The 19,095-nt window shown below is 42.9% G+C and carries 13 protein-coding genes; 4 read left to right on the top strand and 9 right to left on the bottom strand.

The annotated features are described in order from the left end of the window. Window positions 1-82 precede the first annotated feature (82 nt). Window positions 83-1,036 carry an OmpA/MotB family protein gene (locus POV27_RS01165; protein ID WP_272860893.1) on the bottom strand — a complete coding sequence of 318 codons (954 nt, stop codon included), beginning with the start codon at window positions 1,034-1,036 and terminating at the stop codon, window positions 83-85. A 92-nt stretch (window positions 1,037-1,128) separates the two neighbouring features. Continuing rightward, window positions 1,129-1,893, bottom strand: coding sequence for an exodeoxyribonuclease III (locus POV27_RS01160; RefSeq protein ID WP_272860892.1), 765 nt, complete (start codon window positions 1,891-1,893; stop codon window positions 1,129-1,131). Window positions 1,894-2,016: 123 nt separating this feature from the next. Between POV27_RS01160 and POV27_RS01155 the strand changes: the two genes are divergently transcribed. After that, the gene (locus POV27_RS01155) at window positions 2,017-5,433 is read left to right on the top strand and encodes a hypothetical protein (protein WP_272860891.1); all 3,417 of its coding nucleotides are present in this window, start codon (window positions 2,017-2,019) and stop codon (window positions 5,431-5,433) included. Between the two features lie 55 nt (window positions 5,434-5,488). Here POV27_RS01155 and POV27_RS01150 read toward each other — a convergent pair whose 3' ends face one another. Together POV27_RS01150 and POV27_RS01145 are read right to left on the bottom strand one after the other, a co-directional pair. Beyond that, window positions 5,489-8,446, bottom strand: coding sequence for a proprotein convertase P-domain-containing protein (locus POV27_RS01150; protein ID WP_272860890.1), 2,958 nt, complete (start codon window positions 8,444-8,446; stop codon window positions 5,489-5,491). Window positions 8,447-8,699: 253 nt separating this feature from the next. Further along, complete coding sequence (locus POV27_RS01145) at window positions 8,700-11,396, bottom strand: GEVED domain-containing protein (protein WP_272860889.1); 2,697 nt, start codon at window positions 11,394-11,396, stop codon at window positions 8,700-8,702. Between the two features lie 271 nt (window positions 11,397-11,667). Between POV27_RS01145 and POV27_RS01140 the strand changes: the two genes are divergently transcribed. Further along, window positions 11,668-12,060 (top strand): hypothetical protein, encoded by a 393-nt coding sequence (locus tag POV27_RS01140; protein ID WP_272860888.1) that lies wholly within the window; start codon window positions 11,668-11,670, stop codon window positions 12,058-12,060. 16 nt (window positions 12,061-12,076) lie between these two features. Here POV27_RS01140 and POV27_RS01135 read toward each other — a convergent pair whose 3' ends face one another. Then, window positions 12,077-13,612, bottom strand: coding sequence for a glycine--tRNA ligase (locus tag POV27_RS01135; protein WP_272860887.1), 1,536 nt, complete (start codon window positions 13,610-13,612; stop codon window positions 12,077-12,079). Window positions 13,613-13,675: 63 nt separating this feature from the next. Then, a complete protein-coding gene (locus POV27_RS01130) occupies window positions 13,676-14,557 on the bottom strand; it encodes a hypothetical protein (protein ID WP_272860886.1) in 882 nt (293 codons plus the stop codon). Window positions 14,558-14,774: 217 nt separating this feature from the next. On the opposite strand from POV27_RS01130, the gene POV27_RS01125 reads away from it, so the two are divergent. Further along, a complete protein-coding gene (locus tag POV27_RS01125; protein ID WP_272860885.1) occupies window positions 14,775-15,305 on the top strand; it encodes a ComF family protein in 531 nt (176 codons plus the stop codon). Between the two features lie 22 nt (window positions 15,306-15,327). On the opposite strand, the gene POV27_RS01120 is transcribed toward POV27_RS01125, so the two are convergent. Then, window positions 15,328-15,903 carry a TetR/AcrR family transcriptional regulator gene (locus POV27_RS01120; RefSeq protein WP_272860884.1) on the bottom strand — a complete coding sequence of 192 codons (576 nt, stop codon included), beginning with the start codon at window positions 15,901-15,903 and terminating at the stop codon, window positions 15,328-15,330. 300 nt (window positions 15,904-16,203) lie between these two features. Between POV27_RS01120 and POV27_RS01115 the strand changes: the two genes are divergently transcribed. Continuing rightward, the gene (locus tag POV27_RS01115) at window positions 16,204-17,829 is read left to right on the top strand and encodes an Ig-like domain-containing domain (protein ID WP_272860883.1); all 1,626 of its coding nucleotides are present in this window, start codon (window positions 16,204-16,206) and stop codon (window positions 17,827-17,829) included. Here the strand turns inward: POV27_RS01115 and POV27_RS01110 are convergent. Then, window positions 17,816-18,595 carry an amidohydrolase gene (locus tag POV27_RS01110; protein WP_272860882.1) on the bottom strand — a complete coding sequence of 260 codons (780 nt, stop codon included), beginning with the start codon at window positions 18,593-18,595 and terminating at the stop codon, window positions 17,816-17,818. The genes POV27_RS01115 and POV27_RS01110 overlap by 14 nt on opposite strands. Next, window positions 18,592-19,065: an ankyrin repeat domain-containing protein gene (locus POV27_RS01105; protein ID WP_272860881.1), complete on the bottom strand. Its 474-nt coding sequence runs from the start codon at window positions 19,063-19,065 to the stop codon at window positions 18,592-18,594. Before POV27_RS01105 ends, POV27_RS01110 begins: the two co-directional genes overlap by 4 nt. Window positions 19,066-19,095: the final 30 nt, after the last annotated feature.

Raw genomic sequence — 19,095 nt, 5'->3', positions numbered from 1 at the left:
GTCTTTAATGGGATGTCAGGTCGAGCGCAGTCGAGACCTACATACGTTCATAGGACCTCTCGACTGCGCTCGAGGAGACCTGTTATAAATCATTCAACAAACGGGTAATCTCATCCAGCTTTGGCGTTAAGATCACTTCTATCCTTCTGTTTTTGGCACGTCCTTCGGAGGTAGCATTAGAAACGATTGGTGCATATTCCCCCCGGCCAGCTGCTGTAAGGTTTTCTTTGGGAATTCCTCGATCTTGGGCGAGGATATTTACAATAGCTGTGGCTCTTTTCGTAGAAAGATCCCAGTTGTTTTTTATGTTTCCATTTCCGCCGTAAGGGACATTGTCCGTATGCCCTTCAATGAGCACAGCAATTTCCTTGTTCTGGGCCAGCACCCTTCCCAAAGCCACTACGGCTTCTTGTCCACGGGTATTCACTGCCCAGCTTCCACTTTCGAATAGTAATTTGTTTTCCATGGAAACGTACACTTTTCCATCCCGTTGTTCTATGGTGAGTCCGTTTCCTTCAAAATTGGTCAAGGCATCCGATATAGCATTTTTAAGATCCCTCATTTTGGCATCCTTGGAAGCGATGATGGATTCCAATTCGTCCACCCTGTTGGACCGTTCCTGCAACTGTTTTTGAATTTCGGCCAATCGCTGCTCCTCCTCCATAAGGGCTCTTTCCTTGGCTTCCAATTCTTCCAGCAGCCTTCTATTGCGCTCTAGGTTTTCGGTCAAAGTAGAAGAACTATTGGCCTCCAGTGCGTCGTAGGATTCCTTCATACGATCATAATTGCTTTTGGCCGCAGCCAATTCCATTTCGGCCTGAGTCTTTTCAGCGCGTAGCTTTTCCAGTTCTTTTCTCAGGTTTTCTATGGTATAGGCTTCACCATTTCCGCCTCCTTCTCCATCCAATCGAGCCATCAAGGCTTCATTTTCGGCTTTAAGGGCATCGTGTTGGGCCTTCAGGTCTTCGTATATTTTCGAGGATACACAGGAAGTGGTAAGTGCTATAAGTAAGGTTCCTAGGATTATTCTTTTCATGATGTTAGGTTTTGGGGATGTCTCCTCGAGCGCAGTCGAGAGGTTTAAATATTACAAGGTCTCGACTGCGCTCGACCAGACAAAGGATGTCATTAAAATTCTAATTCCACCATATGCGGACAATGGTCGCTATGGTACGCTTCGGGTAATATAACGGCCCGCTTCAGGTTTTCTTGCAAAGGCTGTGCCACCATGTTGTAATCGATTCTCCAGCCCTTGTTGTTGGCTCGAGAGTTAGCGCGATAGCTCCACCACGTATAGTTATGGGGTTCTTTGTTGAAATGTCTGAACGAATCTATAAAACCGCTTTTTATAAAATTCCCGATCCATTCACGTTCTACAGGAAGAAACCCAGAAACATTTTTATTACGAACAGGATCGTGAATATCGATGGCTTCATGGCAAATATTGTAATCGCCACAAATCACCAAATTGGGAACAGACTTTTTCAATTCATCCACATATTCCTGAAAAAGGGCCATGTATTCCAACTTATGTTCCAATCGGGCCAGATTGGTCCCGCTGGGCAGATAGAGGCTCATAATAGAAACTCCATCATAGTCTACCCTTATATTACGTCCTTCCATATCCATAGAGGCAATTCCGGTACCGTATTCCACATGCTTGGGTTCTTCTTTACAAAAAATAGCAACTCCGCTGTAACCTTTCTTTTCGGCACTGAACCAATAGTGATACGGATAGCCGGCAGCTTCAATTTCTGATACCTCCACTTGTTCTTGCATGGCCTTGGTTTCCTGGATGCAGATAACATCCGGATTAGCACTTTTTAACCAATCCAGAAACCCCTTTCTCATGGCCGCACGAATACCATTTACATTATAGGATATTATTTTCATATTCTGATCTGTTACGAGTTAGGCTAAAATAAATAACAATGTATATTTACAGATAGGCTCCCCAGAAAGGTTTTCACAAAACAATCAACAAAATAAAAACCCTAAGGGCAAGTTGTAGTACGTATGAAATGGTATTTCTGTCTTTTTTTATTTTGTTTGGGCCTTACTGTCCATGCACAGGATACCCTTTCCAATTACAAAACGAAACGGCTCCCTATAAAAGATACCATTTACCTGAACAAAGCAGGTATAAATCCTTCTGAGTTTTCGGTACTGGACAAAGCGGGAACCCCTATCGATAGTATCTCCTACCAAATCAATTTCGAAAAGGGTTGGGTGGTCTTTCCAGAAGATGCATTACAACGGCATGACACCATTACCATCAACTATTTGGAATACCCTTCCTATCTCACTAAGGATTACTTCTTGTTAGATCCTAACATTATTTCTGAAAACACAGGAAAACTGGATCAGTTATATACCTTGGGACAAAGCAATCGAACCGTCACCAATTCCCCTTTTGCGGGATTGAACACCTTGGGAAGCATTACCCGGGGTATTACCATAGGAAGTAACCAGAATGCTGTGGTTAATAGCGAGCTTGATCTTCAGATTACAGGAAAACTGAGTGATAAAATCAATATCCGGGCTTCCATACAGGATGCCAACATTCCTACCCAAGAAGGGGGCTATTCCCAAAGCTTGGACGAGTTCGACCAGATTTTTATTGAATTGTACGGCGATAAATGGAACATTCGGGCAGGAGATGTGGACCTTCAGAACAGTCATACCTATTTTGGGCGCTTTACCAAAAAAGTGCAGGGGATTTCCTTAAGCGGCACTTTCGACCATAAAGATGGTTCTAAAACTTCTGCTTATGCTTCCGGTGCTCTGGTACGTGGGGTTTTTCAACGAAGTCAATTTCAAGGACAGGAAGGAAATCAAGGACCCTATAAACTTGTAGGTCCCAATGGCGAACTCTTTATTCTTATTGTTTCCGGCAGTGAGCGCGTATATGTGAATGGACTACTCCTAAAGCGCGGGGAAAACGAGGATTATGTAATCGATTACAACGCAGGGGAAATAAAATTCAATCCCACATACCCCATCAATGCCAATATGCGTATTACGGTAGAATACCAGTTTACCGACCAGAGCTACACCCGTTTTATCGGGTATGGTGGCGGTGAATACGAAGCCGAAACATTTAAGGTAGGTGCCTATGTGTATTCTGAAAGTGATGCTAAAAATCAGCCGCTGCAACAAAGTCTCACCGAAGAACAAGTGGGTATTCTTTCCGCTGCTGGTGACAATTTGAATCTCATGAATGCTCCAAGTGCCGTTCCCGATACATTTTCTGAAAACAAGATTTTGTACCGAAAGGAAGACCTTAACGGAACCGAAATTTTTGTGTTTTCCAACAATCCTGAAGATGAACTGTTCAATGTCCGTTTCAGTTTGGTGGGGGATAATTTGGGAAATTATATTATTAGCGACGAAAGTGCCATTACCCGTATTTTTGAATACGTTGCTCCCATAGATGGTATTCCACAAGGAAATTATGAGCCCATCATTAGGTTAGACGCTCCCGAGAAATTACAATTGGGAGGTGTCTATGGAAGTTACCGCCCTTCCGAAAAGACACTCGTGGATTTTGAACTTACTGGAAGCATCAACGATGTCAATCTCTTCTCGAATATAGATAACGGTGACAACGATGGCTTTGGGGGACATTTTAAAGCCAAACAACGCCTGTGGACCACCCAAGATACCCTTAGGGTCGATGCCTTTGCATCCTTGGATTATTTACATAAGGATTTCCAAACCATAGAGCGACTGTACAATATTGAATTCAATAGAGATTGGAACCTTGAAAATCCACTGGGAGACCAACGTTTTGTCACTTCCGGAGTGGAACTTTCGCATCCCAAATATGGAGGGGGGCGCTACGAATTCCAAAATCTAGACTATTCCGAAAATTTTGAAGGGACGCGGCATGTCCTTGCAGCGAACACTCGATGGAACAAACTACAGTTATTGCTGAATGGTAGTTATTTGGATAGCAAGGGGGAAGTGCTAGAATCCAAATTCGCAAGGGGACAGGTAAATGCGGCCTATTCTTTTGAAAAAGCATGGGTGGGTGCCAAGTACCTCGCAGAAGACAACGAGGTAAAAGCCATTGCCAACGATAGTCTTACACCTTTAAGCCAACGTTTTGCTGCGTACGAAGTATATACTGGTGTAGGTGACAGTACAAAAGTATATGGACAGGTAGGATATCGCTATCGGATTAATGACAGTCTTCGAAATAACCGAGTGGAACGGGTAAGTACTTCTCATGACTACTTTGCCAATGCGCGGCTCATTCAAAATAAAAACACGCAATTATCCCTTTTTGGAAGCTATCGTCTTTTGGAAAATGAAGACGAAAACCAAGAGGATGAAAAGATCATCAACACCCGTTTGCTGTACTCCCAAAACCTTTGGAAAGGAGGTGTTCGATTAAATACCGCTATAGAATCCAATAGCGGTGTAATTCCACAACAGGAATTCACATTTGTACAGGTAGAACCCGGACAGGGAACCTTTACCTGGATCGATTACAATGACAATGGCGTCCAAGAACTGAATGAATTTGAAGTGGCCCAGTTTCAGGATCAGGCGGAATATGTTCGTGTATTATTGCCCAATCAGATATTTGTGCGAATTCGGAACAACAAATTGAGCCAGACCGTCACCTTGAATCCCAAATCATGGCAGAATGCTACGGGGTTCAAAAAGTTCCTTTCCCATTTTTACAATCAGACGAGTTATGTCATAGATCGCAAAATAGAACGCACCAACGATATTGCGGATATCAATCCTTTTAAGGGTGGCGGTGATGGGCAATTGGGCCTTACCTTAAATTTCAGGAATGCCTTGTTCTTCAATCGTGGAAAGCAGAAGTATACCACAAGCTATACCTATATTTCCAGTTCGGCCAGTAATCTTATTTCCCTAGGGCTTCAGGAAAACATGTTAGAGAGTCATCAACTCAACTTCAACCATAAATTCAAGGACTTTTGGCTAGCCAATCTAAAGGCTACCTTAGGGAATACGGACAGTCGTTCAGAGAATTTTGAAAATAGAAATTTCGATCTGGACACCTATTCCCTTAACCCAAAACTGTCTTACCTCCTAAACCGGCAGACACGATTCGATGTTTTTTATCAGTTCCTAAATAAGGAAAATGCACTGGGTGCTATGGAAACCCTGGACCAACAGAAAATTGGGGTTTCCTTTGCCTATAACAATGTTCAGAAAATTTCCATTTCGGGAGAGTTCAATTATATAGACAACGCATTCGAAGGGGCTGCTTTTTCTCCTGTTGCCTATACTATGTTAGAAGGACTACAACCTGGGGTGAACTTTACTTGGAACCTTTTGTTTCAAAAACGTATAACCAAATACCTCGATGCTAATCTCTCCTACTTCGGAAGGAAGAGTGAATCCTCTAGCACCATTCATACAGGAACCATTCAATTACGGGCATATTTCTAAAACAAAAAAGAGCGGGACAAAGCCCGCTCTTCTATATGAATTGATGTGCTTACGCTTATCTCACGATAATTCGTTTTACACCTCCAAAGTTCTTGTCTCCAATTCTAATGATGTAAACACCCGCTGGAACGTGAGACATATCTAGATCATACTCGTACCCAGTTCCGCTTTCGTTATTCAAACGGTAAGATGCCAAAATCTGACCTCTCATATTTAGTACGCTGAATTCTAATGTTTCGGTAACAGTAGTAGTTGGTAACAACACTTTGTACTGATCATTTCCTTGATCCAATACAACAAGCTCGGAGTTGTTGGCAACTTCATCACCTACACTTAAGACTCCACCTTCACATAGGTTAAGTGTCCAGTCTAGTAGTGTACCACCATCTTGGTTCGCATTATCCGTAATTACCAATCTCCAATCTCCTACAGAAGAAAGACCGTCGAAAGTAGACAATGGCTCACTTGGCTGGAAAGATCCAGTAAATGGTGGTGTACCTCCTGCGATAGGATCGGTAGCTTCATCATCTAAAGTAGTGTTGGTAAAGTTCTGACAGTTTCCACATACTCGATCGATCAATGTGATCGCAGTAGAGTTATCTGGGTGAACCAACTGAATATCCAAGTCTCCTACCCAAGTGTGATCGATGTTAAGAGTAACATTTACATCATTGATCGTGAAATCGTTGGTAACAGTAATTGTAGAGACAGTTACGGTTCCAGCATCTGGACCTACAGGCTGATCTGTATCATTAGTAAGTGTAGAACATACTAAGTGAGTAACACCTTTAGCCACACTGTTATTAGAAGCATCTCCGTCTGAACCTAGTTCGGAAGAAGCTTCGATAAGGTAAGACTGTCCAGGTGTTGAAAGATCTGCTTGCTGAGCGAACGTGTACGTAATAGTTCCGCCAGCCGCAAGAGGACCTGCAACCGTTTCAACTACTGGAGTACCTCCGTCGATAGTATACGATACATCGAAGTTAGACTGCTCGGCAGTACCGAAGTTCTCGATAGTAATGGTTACATCTTCGTTCCCTAGACCTTCACCTGTGTTTGGAGAAGTGATCTCGATAGCACCAATATCGTTAGCCAATACGTGAGTTACCATCTTGGTAACACCATCGTTATTGTTGTCCTCATCACCCCCTAGGTTGGTACGAACTTCGATTTCGTATGTCTGACCTTCTGTAGAAAGATCTAAGGTAGCGGTGAATGTATATGTGTCGTTAGTAGTAGGATCTAGTGGCCCAGCGAAATTTTCTGTAGCAACTAAAGATCCGTCCAAGTACAACTCAAGAGGAATGTTAGACTGTGGGTCTTGTCCGAAGTTGAAGATAGTAATATCAACTTGCTCTGTAGCAGTTAAAGCACCATCGTTAGGAGCGTCGATACTAATAGCTCCTACGTCTGTATTAAAGTCTGGAGCAATTTTAAATACCCCAACAACATCGGCTCTAGAAGTACCTGGCTCTGGGCTCATGTATTCGTTGATGAACCAGAATGTTTTATCATCGGCAGGATCAATATCGATCTTACTGTAGTCACCGTATCGTAATCCAGGGATGTTAGCGTCTCCATTACGGATAAGCTCCTCTGCGATCGTCATGGTTCCAGGAGGATCTGCAGCAAAACGTCCTGTATAGTAAGAACTTACTTGGATTGGGTTAGGATCTCCTGGATCTACAGTCATCGCTGAATATCCCATACCGATGTTTCCTTGAACGTCCATCATCATACTCGCATGCCAAGCGTGCTTCTCACCTCCCGTTGGAGTATCAGGAGATTCGTAAGTACCTTCTTGGAATACAGACCATGGCATTCCGTCGCCAGACTGACGCAATTCGTACCAACGAACTGCAGCTTTCTCACCACTAGAAGCATCTACATCAATAACGAAGTTGAAGACAGCAGAGTTGTGAGATCCAAACTTTCTAAACTGAGCTTGGTTCATGATAGTAGCTTGCAATGCATCGATAGCAATACCACCACCTGGCTGTGTTAAGTTAGAGAAACTACCACCATCGAATACAGAGATAAATGGAGTAGCTGTTAATTCGGTAGCCGCAGAAACGGTAGAGTTACCTGGGTCTGCAAAGTCGGCATCAATGGTCCAAAGTTTTACGTGATCCGTAGATACACCAGCCCATGCGTCATCCTGCAGATATACTACCGGAAGACCTCCAGGAGCAGGTAGGTTATCGTCGGTTACGTTAAGTGCTTGTGGGCTGTAGAAACCACTAGTTACGATACCAGGAAGGTCGAAACCTTGGATACTCGCTCCAGCATCACCAGCAATCATTGCGGCTCTGTCCATTGCCCAAACACGGTTACTACTTCCCGTGTTATCGGTTAAGTAGTATCCATCACTCCACTGAGAAAGTTTTTGGTAATCACTAATCTGAGGAATGTTGTATACGTTCCATCCAGTAGCCAATGGGTCAGTACTGGTACCATCGGAAATAGCGATTTGCGCTCCACCTCCTAAGAAGGAAAGAACCCAACGCTCTGCAGCTTGGTCATAGGAAACCGTAAGGTCACAACAACCACTACTTGGGAAAATAGATGGGTTAGGTGGCATTTGCCCTGATTGAGCAACACCATTTTTGTCGTATACAATAAATCCTGTGTTAAATACAACCAGTACGTGATCCGGTCCTACTGCCAAGGCAGGATCGGTTGGTTGTGAACTAGAAACAGCAGCATCGAATACCAAGATTGGCGGTTGTGCCTGAATACTTGAAGTAAGCGGGTGCTGATTTCTTGAGAAGTAATCGTCTTCGGTTTGTTTGTCCTTTCCAGGAACAACCTTAGCTCTAGAAGAACGACCATCCAACTTCTCTTCGTTGTTGTCTACCCATTGAGGGATCTCGGACAATCTCTGATTGATCGGAGGAACGTAAGTCCTTGTAATCTCCCCTACGTAGAAGGGACCGTCAGGTTGATTTTCCTGCGCTACCACTCCAAAACTGGCAAGGAGTAGAAACGACAGTAATACGTAAGTTAATTTCATTTCAACAAGTTTTTGGTTAAATTTTTACTGAGGCTTTAAAAATACTACCATTTCTTTAAATATCAAGCATTTAAGCCAATTATTTGAATAGCTTAAACAGTTAAATTTCAGTCTTTTATGTTTTATTTTCCTATTGTTTTGGTAGGTTTTGAACTAAAAAAAGGGTAATGTTTAGGTAGGTAAACGGCTACGAACGAAAAAGAGCAGGACGGATCCTGCTCTTTTCACTTTCACAAAAAAACTTATTTAACTACTATTGAACTACAATTTTAACTGCCTTAAAGGTTCTTAGTCCTAGGTTCCCCATTTTAATGAGGTACACACCTTTAGAAGCATAGGACATATCCAAATCGTATAGATAACGGTCACCTTCTTTTTCTATATTATTGAAGGCCAATTGCTGTCCCAAAAGATTATAAACTCCAATGGAACCTACCGCATCGTACGATGTTCTTAAGGAGATTTCGAACTGATTGTTTCCTTTGTTCACTACCAATAATTCGGCAGCTTCTATGGAAAGGTCGTTCACACCTAAAACAGATTGAATATCTACGGTGTAATCCTGTACTTCCCCGTACGCGAAATCCGTGCAAGGATCGTTTACATCACCATCTGCAGAAGTGTCGATAGATTTTGCTCTTAATCGGTGCTGCCCTATGGGTGCTCCTACAGGAATGGTTAGGGTAAAGTCCTCAAGCACATCGGCACTTTGGAAGAACTCCCCTGCGATTAATTGTTCTGTCGGTTCGAAGGTGCCGTTGTCGTCAAAATCGATCCATACCGATAATGCTTCTACACCGGCTCCTGCGTCCCAGTTATGTTGTGCCTGCAAGGTGTACACATTAGATCCTGCCTGGTTGCTCAGTACAGTAGACAAGTGAGTTCTATCTGCATACCCTGCAGGGCTTGATGCTGGCTCTGTATTACATCCATCGCCTCCGTCGTCGGCATCGATGGTATTCAGGATAAATTTCTTGATTCCGTCCAAGTTACACCCTTGTACCGCAGTAGGCTCGCAATACAAAATCCCATGCGTTACGACCCTCGTTGTAGCGTCGTTCGAAGTATTGGTATCCCCAGAAAGATTGGTCTGGGCCACAATGGTATAATCGCCAGGCACCGACAAATCGGCCTGTGTCGCAAAAGTGAAAGTTTCGATGGCTCCTGCAGCAATGGTTCCTGAGTAATTTTCTACTACAGGGGTTCCCCCATCGATGGTGTACTGTACCTCTGGATCGGTAATATCGTTGCTACCAAAGTTTCTAATCTCGATGGTAACATCCTCATTTGCGGTTAGGATACCGTCGTTAGGTTCCGTAATGGCAATAACACCAATATCGTCTGGCCCCGGAGGCTCAATGGTAAAGGCTCCCACTACTCCATGGGTAGCACTTTTTCTGTATTCGGTGATGTACCAGAACGTACCGTCGTTAGTAGGGTCTATGTCTATTTTACCATAGTCTCCATAGCGGAATCCACCAATGTTAGCGGTTCCCATATCAATGTTTTCTTCAATTACGGTCATGGTCCCAAGAGGGTCACTTTCAAATCTTCCCGTATAGTAAGAACTTACCCTAAAATCGGTAGGGTTGGGCGTGGTAGGTCCGGCCATGGCAGAATATCCCATGGCGATGTTTCCGTTAGAATCCATCGTTAAACTTCCCATCCAAGCGTGCTTTCCATTAGGCGAAGTATATGTTCCTTCTTGGTACAAAGACCAAGGTTGCCCATCGCCATTCTGACGGAATTCGTACCAACGAATCCCTGCTAACTCTCCACTACCACCATCAGTATCTACTACGTGACAGAACACAGCCGAGTTGTGCGTTCCGAATTTGCGGAACATAGCTTGGTTCATTATGGTTTGTTGAATGGCATCGATGGCTACTCCACCGCCCGGCTGGTCCAGATTACTGAATCCACCCCCATCGAATACACCTATAAAAGGGGTTACCGGAAATTCGGTAGCAGCCGAAACGGTAGAATTTCCAGGCGTTGTCCAATCTACATTTACGGTCCATAGTTTAATGTGGTCATCGCTTATACCACCAAAGGCGTCGTCCTGTAGAAACACAAAAGGAACATCTCCAGCAGCAGGATAGTTATCATCTGCAACATTGAAAGCTTGTGGGGCAAAAAATCCTCCAGGACCTGTCTGGATTCCCGGCAAGTCGAATCCTTGAATTCCGGCACTTGCAGCACCTGCAAGCATAGCATCTCTTTCTATAGCGTGGATTTTTTCACCTCCACCCTTGTTGGCAGCTATATAGTAGCCATCGCTCCAAACGGATAACTTTTGGTAATCTGTGTTCATATTGAATTGATAGCTATTCCAGCCTGCGGTAACAGGATCAGGGCCATCGGATACGGCTACTTGAATACCACTAAAGGAGTTCCCAGCCGCGGTGGCCGAAAGAATACTCAACACCCAACGATCTGCTGCTGCATCGTAAGATACAGTGAGGTCGCAGCACGTATCGTTATTGGTGAAGATGTTACTGTCGTCCAATTGTGCGGTAAGGGCATTTCCGTTCTTGTCATAAATGATAAATCCAGTATTGAACACCACAAATACGTGATTGGGCCCCACGGCCAATGCTGGATCGGAAGGAGACCCGCCCGTACTGTAAGAATCGAACACCAAACTTGGGGGAGATACGCGAACGGTTCCTGTGTTAGGATGCGGGTTGCTTGCCAAATAATCGTTTTGGCGTTGCGGGTCTTTTCCGATAATCACCTTATTTCCAAAGTGGCGCTTATCTTTAATCGGTTTAGGGCTAGTATCCGCAGGAACTAGGTCTGTGACTCTAGATGCCAGGGATGCTACATGATACATGGAGACGGATTCCGAATGATAGGTTGCGGGCGACTCCACGTTGGGGGCTTGTTGTGCCGATGCTTCTATTCCAATAAGAAGCAACAACATAGTTACTACATAATAAAGTTTCATATCTGAGCAATTTTTTAGGTTTTAGCTGAAGTAAAAGTATTTATCAAAACCTTAGAAATCAACCCATTACAAAATCCCCTAATTTTATTAAATTATTGATTTACAGATGATTAAATCATTTTTATGCCTATTTCTAGGAGATTTTAAGGAGTTTTTAAATACTTACTTATGAGAAAAAAATGAGGGGGTTCTAAAGCCCATACATATGCCGTTGGACCCACGAATGGCATATTTATTGTAATTTTAGTTTCAGATAATTAAATCGTACACCATGAACTTTATGAAAACCCTCATTCTATTATCCTGCATCGCTATTGCTTCCTGTAATTCGACAAAAAAGACCGTCACTGAAGCCACAGATGCTACCGAAGAAGTGACCGATACTCAAGATATGCAAACAACAGATAAAAGTGCCGCCACTATGGAAAGCGAAGGCTATCTAAAAGGTGTCATTGTCGCTGGAAAAGGCGAAGGCTCCTGTGAATATGTGATCGATGTTAAGGGTGGATTTGCAGAGCAAAAAGTGGACCCTACTAACCTCACCGATGCGTTTAAAAGCGATACTCAGAAAGTGTGGATAAAATTCCGTGGATTACGTATGCAGAATCGTTGTCCAGAAGCCAGACCCGTAGAAATTACCGAAATATTTGCAAGAGCGGAATAGATTCCGCTCTTTTACTTTATGATAGCCATTTCTGATAGGAAATGGTGTCTTTTAAGTGTGTAGAAATTTCAGCAATAGGAATACGCACTTGCTCCATAGAATCCCGATCCCTAAGGGTTACTGTTTGATCTTCGAGCGTCTGATGATCTACGGTGATACAAAACGGAGTACCTGCCGCATCCTGTCTTCTATAACGACGCCCTACAGCATCCTTCTCATCATAAATTACATTGAAATCCCAACGTAGTGTATCTACGATTTCCTTAGCGATATCAGGCAACCCATCTTTCTTCACTAAAGGTAAAACAGCGGCTTTTACTGGTGCCAGGATAGAAGGAATCTTCAGTACTACACGGGAACTTCCATCCTCCAACGTTTCTTCTTTCAAGGAATTACTGAAAATTGCCAAGAACATACGGTCCAATCCAATGGAAGTTTCCACCACATAGGGAACGTAGCTTTCGTTCATCTCAGGATCGAAGAACTGTAGTTTCTTACCACTGTATTCTTCGTGTGCTTTTAAATCGAAATCGGTACGGGAGTGAATCCCTTCCAATTCCTTAAATCCGAATGGGAAATTGAATTCTATATCGGCCGCAGCATTGGCATAATGCGCTAGTTTTTCATGATCGTGGAAACGGTAGTTTTCCTCTCCCATTCCTAAGGACAGGTGCCATTTAAGGCGCGTTTCCTTCCAGTATTCGTACCACTTCATTTCCTCTCCTGGGCGCACGAAAAACTGCATTTCCATTTGTTCGAATTCGCGCATACGGAAAATGAATTGGCGCGCTACAATCTCGTTACGGAACGCCTTACCGGTTTGTGCAATTCCGAAAGGAATTTTCATCCTACCGGTTTTCTGAACATTCAAAAAGTTGACGAAGATCCCTTGTGCGGTTTCTGGGCGTAAGTAAAGATCGGTAGCACTCTCGGCAGAAGCTCCTAATTTGGTCCCGAACATAAGGTTGAATTGCTTCACATCGGTCCAATTTCTGGATCCACTTTCGGGACAGGCTATTTCTAGCTCCTCGATCAAGGCTTTTACATCGGCCAGATCCTCATTTTCCAATGACTTGGCCAAGCGCTTTAAAGCCGCTTCTTTTTGAGAAAGATACTTTACCACACGTGGATTGGTGGTTACGAACTGGGCTTCATCGAAAGCATCCCCAAAGCGCTTCTTGGCTTTGGTAATTTCCTTTTGTGCTTTCTGATTCAGTTTCTCGGCATAGTCTTCGACCAAAACATCGGCGCGGTAGCGCTTCTTAGAATCCTTGTTGTCGATAAGTGGATCGTTAAATGCATCTACGTGACCAGAGGCCTTCCAGGTCGTAGGGTGCATAAGGATCGCAGCGTCGATCCCCACGATGTTCTGATGCATGTATACCATGCTTCTCCACCAGTATTCCCGAATGTTTTTTTTGAGTTCTACACCATTCTGCGCGTAGTCATATACCGCACTCAATCCATCATAGATTTCGCTGGATCCAAATATGTACCCATACTCTTTGGCGTGCGATATTACCTTCTTAAAGTGATCTTCCTTATTTGCCATGGCGCAAAAATAAAAAAACCGCTACGATAACATCGTAGCGGCTCTATCTTTTTTAAGATGTATTTACTTAAGCGTCATGGAAGCTGTCGCTACTTGCGTAGCACCATCGAAAACATTGATGATATATCTTCCTTCCACAAGGTCTTCTTCGGTCGCATCTACCAATACGCAAACATCCAATTCTTCCTGCTCATAGAACACTTTGGTAGTAGCACTGTAATCAAGTGTCCCCTCTTCGAACTCCATAGTGGCTTTATCTCCTAGTAAGTTGCTCTTCGGATTAATTACTTGAATGTACAACAGACGATCTCCTTTTTTGGCGATGATATTGGGAGCCAATGTGAAACAAGCTCTTACCTTATCGGCTCTACTGGATCGCTTGGTATCTACTATTTTACCACTTTTACGAACAATTACCGCCTCTCCACGAAGATCGGTAGCCTTTACCACAGAACCTCTTTTAATGGTTTCTGCCATGGCGATGTTTTCCTCTCCTACAGAGTCTACCACGCGAATGGTTTCGTTAAGGATAGTGGTGGTGCTATCCATTCTCATGGCTAGCATTTCATTGGCTTTTGCTAAACTATCGGCTCTTCTAAAAAGTATCTTTCGCTCATCTTTCAATCTTCCAATTTCGGCGCGATAGCGTCTAATTAAAGCGACGTTAGCTTCTGCTGTCTTTACAGAATCCAGTAATACCTCAATACGCTCTTTCGCGGCCAAAAGATCTTTGTCCTTTAGCTCATTGTCTTGAATTACCTCATCGTAATTGGCGATAAGTTCTTGTAATTCGTCTTCAATTTCGGTTTTTTGGGTTTCGAGCGTTGTTATATTACTTTTACTATCATTGTAAAGTGAGACCGTGTAAACGGCCAAAGCAATTAACATTGCGGAAAGTAATCCAATTAGTACTTTAAACTTTGTACTGTTATTCTCGTTACTCATAACATGTAAGATTTAGGTTTGTAGGTCAAATGTAATAAAAGGCCAAAATAGGGAAAGTTTAGGAAATGGTAAAAAATATTAAAATATGTTAAATATCTTATTTCCAAAAATTTGCAATGGCTGTAAAGCCCCGTTATTAAAGGCGGAACGGATTATTTGCACGAAATGCAGGCATGACTTGCCTTTGGCCTGTCATCATCGATCTGGCGACCCAAGTATGAGAAATATCTTCTATGGAAGGTTTCCTTTGGTCGAGGCTACCGCTCTATTTCGGTTTCAAAAAAATGGTATAACGCAGGAGATTTTGCATAACCTAAAATATCGTGGACAAGAAAAAATTTCGCCCTTTTTTGGGGAGTGGTTAGGGAGCGAATTGCAAACCATAGAAAGCTATGGGGATATTGATATGGTGATTCCAGTACCCATACACAGACAGAAGCGAAGGAAAAGGGGATATAATCAAGTTACAGGATTCGGAATGGAAATCGCAAAGGCCTTGGAGGTTCCTTTTTCTGAAAAGGTCCTGCTAAAGACTTCTAAAACCAATTCGCAGGTATTTAAAAAACGGATTACCCGATTTGGAACGGATGAAATCTTTACCGTGCCCAACGCAGACCCACTTCGAAACAAGCACATTTTATTGGTAGACGATATCATTACGACAGGAGCCACTCTAGAATCCTGCGCCACGCAATTATTGAAAGATTCTGGCGCTAAAATTAGTATTGCCACGATTGCGATTGCTTAACAAACCCGTTCAAAAAAGGTCATTAGAAATCCTTCAAAAGATTGCGGCACATTTCCTTGGCCTGTACGATGGGCCATTCTTCCTTGTGAATATTACTTTGGGCTACTGCTCCTTCTAATAGCAGATATATTCTTTGTGCCAGTGTTTTGAAGTCTTCCTTGGAACCCTTTTGTGCGTTTTCAACCAGCAGTGTTTCAATGAAACCGAGTAAACCCTTTTTTTGCGACATGATTTCAGATCGTAACACAATGTTATTGGGAGGAAGTTCGGACAACACCTTGACCGACCAGCACCCATTAAACTCTTCCATCTTATAAAAAAGTTCCAAAAAATTAAACACGGCTAGGATTCTATCCTTACCCTCCGGTGCTTGTTGTGTGTAAGAAAATACTTGTTTTGAAAACTCTTCATTCCTATGCTTTAGATGGGCAAGGCATATTTCTTCTTTCGAATCAAAATACGTATTCAGGGTTTTTTCATTAATATTTGCCTCCGTAAGGATCTCGTCTATTCCTGTATTATTGTATCCGTTTTTGTAGAACAGTTGTGAGGCAGTGTCAATAATAGCGCTTCGAACGTCTTTCGTGTCAGTGTTCATAATTCAAACTATTTGGGATCCCAATCCTTTTCCTTTTTCACCTTTCCATTTCTTCTCCCCACGGAAGCTTTTGAGGTTGTTTCACAGGCGGTTGAGTTCTTTTTTTTGCCCCCTAACTTAATGATTTTTTCGAATTTGAGGCACGCTTTCGGAGTTCATTCCGTAACAAGTCGTGAAATCCGACAGGGAACTATTGACAAGAAGCCAAGTACAGACAGATTTTAGAATTTATAAGGGGTAACTTAATAGTATTGACAAAAAGCCGTTATTGCCTAATACAATTTCTTTAATTTTGCGGCGATGAATAGGCAACTCCTACATTTCTTATTGGTTTTCGGCTGTATCCTGCTTTTTTCGCAATGTGCCAAGAGGGGAACCCCTTCGGGAGGTCCCAAGGATTCCATTCCGCCAGTGATCATAAAAAGCAATCCTGAGAACTACAGCACTTTATATGAAGGAGATGAAATTCGAATTTATTTCGACGAGTACATTAAACTGAAAGACCTTCAGAGTAATTTAATCGTATCCCCTCCCTTTACCAACCAGCCTGTAATTACACCTTTGAGTACTTCTAAAGTGTTGAAGATTCAGATTCAGGATACATTAAAGGAAAACACCACCTACTCTTTCAACTTTGGGAAAAGTATCGTAGACAATAACGAGGATAACAGTTTCGACTACTATAAATATGTATTCTCAACGGGTGACTTTATCGACAGTCTCACCGTAGAAGGAACTATAAAGGATGCGCTGTTATTGAAATCGAAGGACCCGGTTACCGTTATGTTGTACGAACGAAACGAAGCCTTTACAGATTCCATCGTCTACCTAGAAAAGCCAACCTATATCACCACCACAAGAGATTCTACCTATGCATACAAACTTACCAATATAAAGGAAGGTAACTTTCTCTTGGTAGCCTTACAGGAAAGCGTGAACGATTATATCTTTCAACCCAAAACCGACAAAATTGGGTTTATAGAGGGTGTCGTAAGTACGCCAACCGATAGTTCCTTCCAGATTAAAATGTTCAAAGAGGTTCTGGAATACCGCATGGCCCGCCCTAATTATCCAAGCAAGCAAAGAATCATCTTTGGATACGAAGGAAATGTAGATTCGTTAAAGCTTACTCCCTTGTTCGATTTGCCCGAAGGATACGAATACAAAACCTATTGGGAATCGGCTACCGATACCTTGAATTACTTCTTTAAGCCTCCTTTTGAGTTTGAAACAACTACCGACACCCTTCAATTCTTGGCCCAGAATCGCGAGCAACTGGACACATTAACAGTGGTCATGAAAGACCTTTATCTGGATACCTTGAAAATATCGAAAGTGAGCCCAGGAACTGTCATCCCTAGAGACAGTATTAAGCTAAAAGGGAACAATCCGTTGGTGGCCTTGGATACAGAAAAGATTACGGTCATGGACAAGGATTCCATGCAAATACCCGTCACCACCTATATAGATGAACGCTACAATGTGGCTTCCTTAATTTTTGAAAAGCAAGTGGACCAACTTTACAGCGTTCAAATCCTTCCAGAAGCCTTTACCGATTTCTATGGCAACAAGAGCCTGGATACCTTGGCATATAATTTTAGGACGCAAACGGAAGCCGATTATGGCACCATTACCTTTACCCTTCAGAATGCGAAAAAATTCCCTATCATAGTGGAATTGGTAGATAGTAAATACAAATTGATCCGTAGCAATTACATCACTTCGGCCGAAGACGCTCCTTCCTTTTTCGACTTTTTGGAACCCGACAACTACTACATTCGGATTATCTACGATGAAAACGAAAATGGAAGTTGGGATACAGGTAATTATTTAATGAAGGTACAGCCCGAAGAAGTGGCGTACTATCCTAAACCCATCGAGGTCCGTGCTAACTGGAGTCTGCCAGAAACTTTTATTCTAGACTAAAAGCATCCCTGTCATTTAAGAACTGAAGATGCCTTCGGTTTTTCTCTATGTGTTCTTTGGAAAGCACAAGGTGTTCTACAAACTCTTTTTCAAAATCTTCTGTGGATACTTGCTCCCCCAATACATCATATACGGCACTGTGCCCAACATACTCGTGGCCGTTGCCATCCAATCCTACGCGGTTCACCCCAATGCAATACGCCATATTCTCAATGGCTCTTGCTTTTAACAGGGCATCCCAAGCCACAATACGCCGCTTAGGCCAATTGGCTACATAAATGAGGAGGTCATAATTCTGGGTGTTCCTTGCCCATACCGGAAAACGGAGATCGTAACAAATAAGGGGATTTATTTTCCATCCCTTGTATTCCAACAACAAATGCGCTTCGCCTCGTGTATAGGTTTTATGTTCGCCTGCCAGGGTAAAGGTGTGCCTTTTATCGTACGATTGCCATTCCCCTTTTTCATCCATGAAGATGAGTCGGTTGTAATAGTTGCCTTCTTCTTCAATAATGATACTACCCATAATGGCAGCTTTGCTGCGAATGGCTTCTTGTTTCATCCAAGCAATCGTATTCCCTTCCATAGTTTCGGCCAGGGGTGTCGCGTTCATGGTGAAGCCCGTAGTAAACATTTCTGGTAAAATAACGAGATCGGTCCCTTCGGGAATGGATACCAACTTTTCCGAAAACATCGCTCTGTTGGCCTCGGCATTCTCCCAATGAAGATGGGATTGAATGATGGTTACATTTAATGTGTCGCTCACTCCATTCCGTTTAATAGTTCTACAATTGCCTCAACACCCTGCATCTTGGCATGATCTGCAGCCGTATTACCACGATCGTCCTTCATCGTAGGATCCGCTCCATTTTCCAATAACAGTTGTACCAAACCTGTTCGTGCAAAAGTAGCCGCAAAAATCAATGCTGTAGCGCCGTTAAAATTGGTCTGATTCACATTGGCACCATGATCGATAAGCAATTGGGCAATCTCCTCATAGCCTTTGAAACATACACCCATAAGTGCCGTATTGCCAGAAGCATCTTGAACGTCCACATCCTGAGGATGTTTCAACAATTCTTCGGCAATGCCTTTATATCCGTAGTAGGTGGCCAATAACAAAGGAGTGGACCCTCTTGGGTCTTTTGAAGTTACCATTCCGGGTTGCGATTTCAACAGGGTAGAAACCGTTTCCAGATCATCATTTCGTATCGCGTCGAACAAGGGTGCACTCATAGAGGAAGCATTTAAAAAGCAGTAGGATAA

It is taken from the genome of Aureisphaera galaxeae, from assembly GCF_028561275.1.
GTDB classification, from domain to species: domain Bacteria; phylum Bacteroidota; class Bacteroidia; order Flavobacteriales; family Flavobacteriaceae; genus Aureisphaera; species Aureisphaera galaxeae.
This window is presented reverse-complemented; position numbering and strand designations above follow the sequence as displayed.

Excerpts from the sequence above, each read along its gene's own strand:
- POV27_RS01140 (WP_272860888.1), top strand. The coding sequence starts at position 11,668 with ATGAACTTTATGAAAACCCTCATTCTATTATCCTGCATCGCTATTGCT.
- POV27_RS01105 (WP_272860881.1), bottom strand. The coding sequence starts at position 19,065 with ATGAGTGCACCCTTGTTCGACGCGATACGAAATGATGATCTGGAAACG.
- POV27_RS01135 (WP_272860887.1), bottom strand. The coding sequence starts at position 13,612 with ATGGCAAATAAGGAAGATCACTTTAAGAAGGTAATATCGCACGCCAAA.
- POV27_RS01160 (WP_272860892.1), bottom strand. The coding sequence starts at position 1,893 with ATGAAAATAATATCCTATAATGTAAATGGTATTCGTGCGGCCATGAGA.
- POV27_RS01145 (WP_272860889.1), bottom strand. The coding sequence starts at position 11,396 with ATGAAACTTTATTATGTAGTAACTATGTTGTTGCTTCTTATTGGAATA.
- POV27_RS01120 (WP_272860884.1), bottom strand. The coding sequence starts at position 15,903 with ATGAACACTGACACGAAAGACGTTCGAAGCGCTATTATTGACACTGCC.
- POV27_RS01115 (WP_272860883.1), top strand. The coding sequence starts at position 16,204 with ATGAATAGGCAACTCCTACATTTCTTATTGGTTTTCGGCTGTATCCTG.
- POV27_RS01155 (WP_272860891.1), top strand. The coding sequence starts at position 2,017 with ATGAAATGGTATTTCTGTCTTTTTTTATTTTGTTTGGGCCTTACTGTC.
- POV27_RS01125 (WP_272860885.1), top strand. The coding sequence starts at position 14,775 with ATGAGAAATATCTTCTATGGAAGGTTTCCTTTGGTCGAGGCTACCGCT.
- POV27_RS01150 (WP_272860890.1), bottom strand. The coding sequence starts at position 8,446 with ATGAAATTAACTTACGTATTACTGTCGTTTCTACTCCTTGCCAGTTTT.
- POV27_RS01165 (WP_272860893.1), bottom strand. The coding sequence starts at position 1,036 with ATGAAAAGAATAATCCTAGGAACCTTACTTATAGCACTTACCACTTCC.
- POV27_RS01130 (WP_272860886.1), bottom strand. The coding sequence starts at position 14,557 with ATGAGTAACGAGAATAACAGTACAAAGTTTAAAGTACTAATTGGATTA.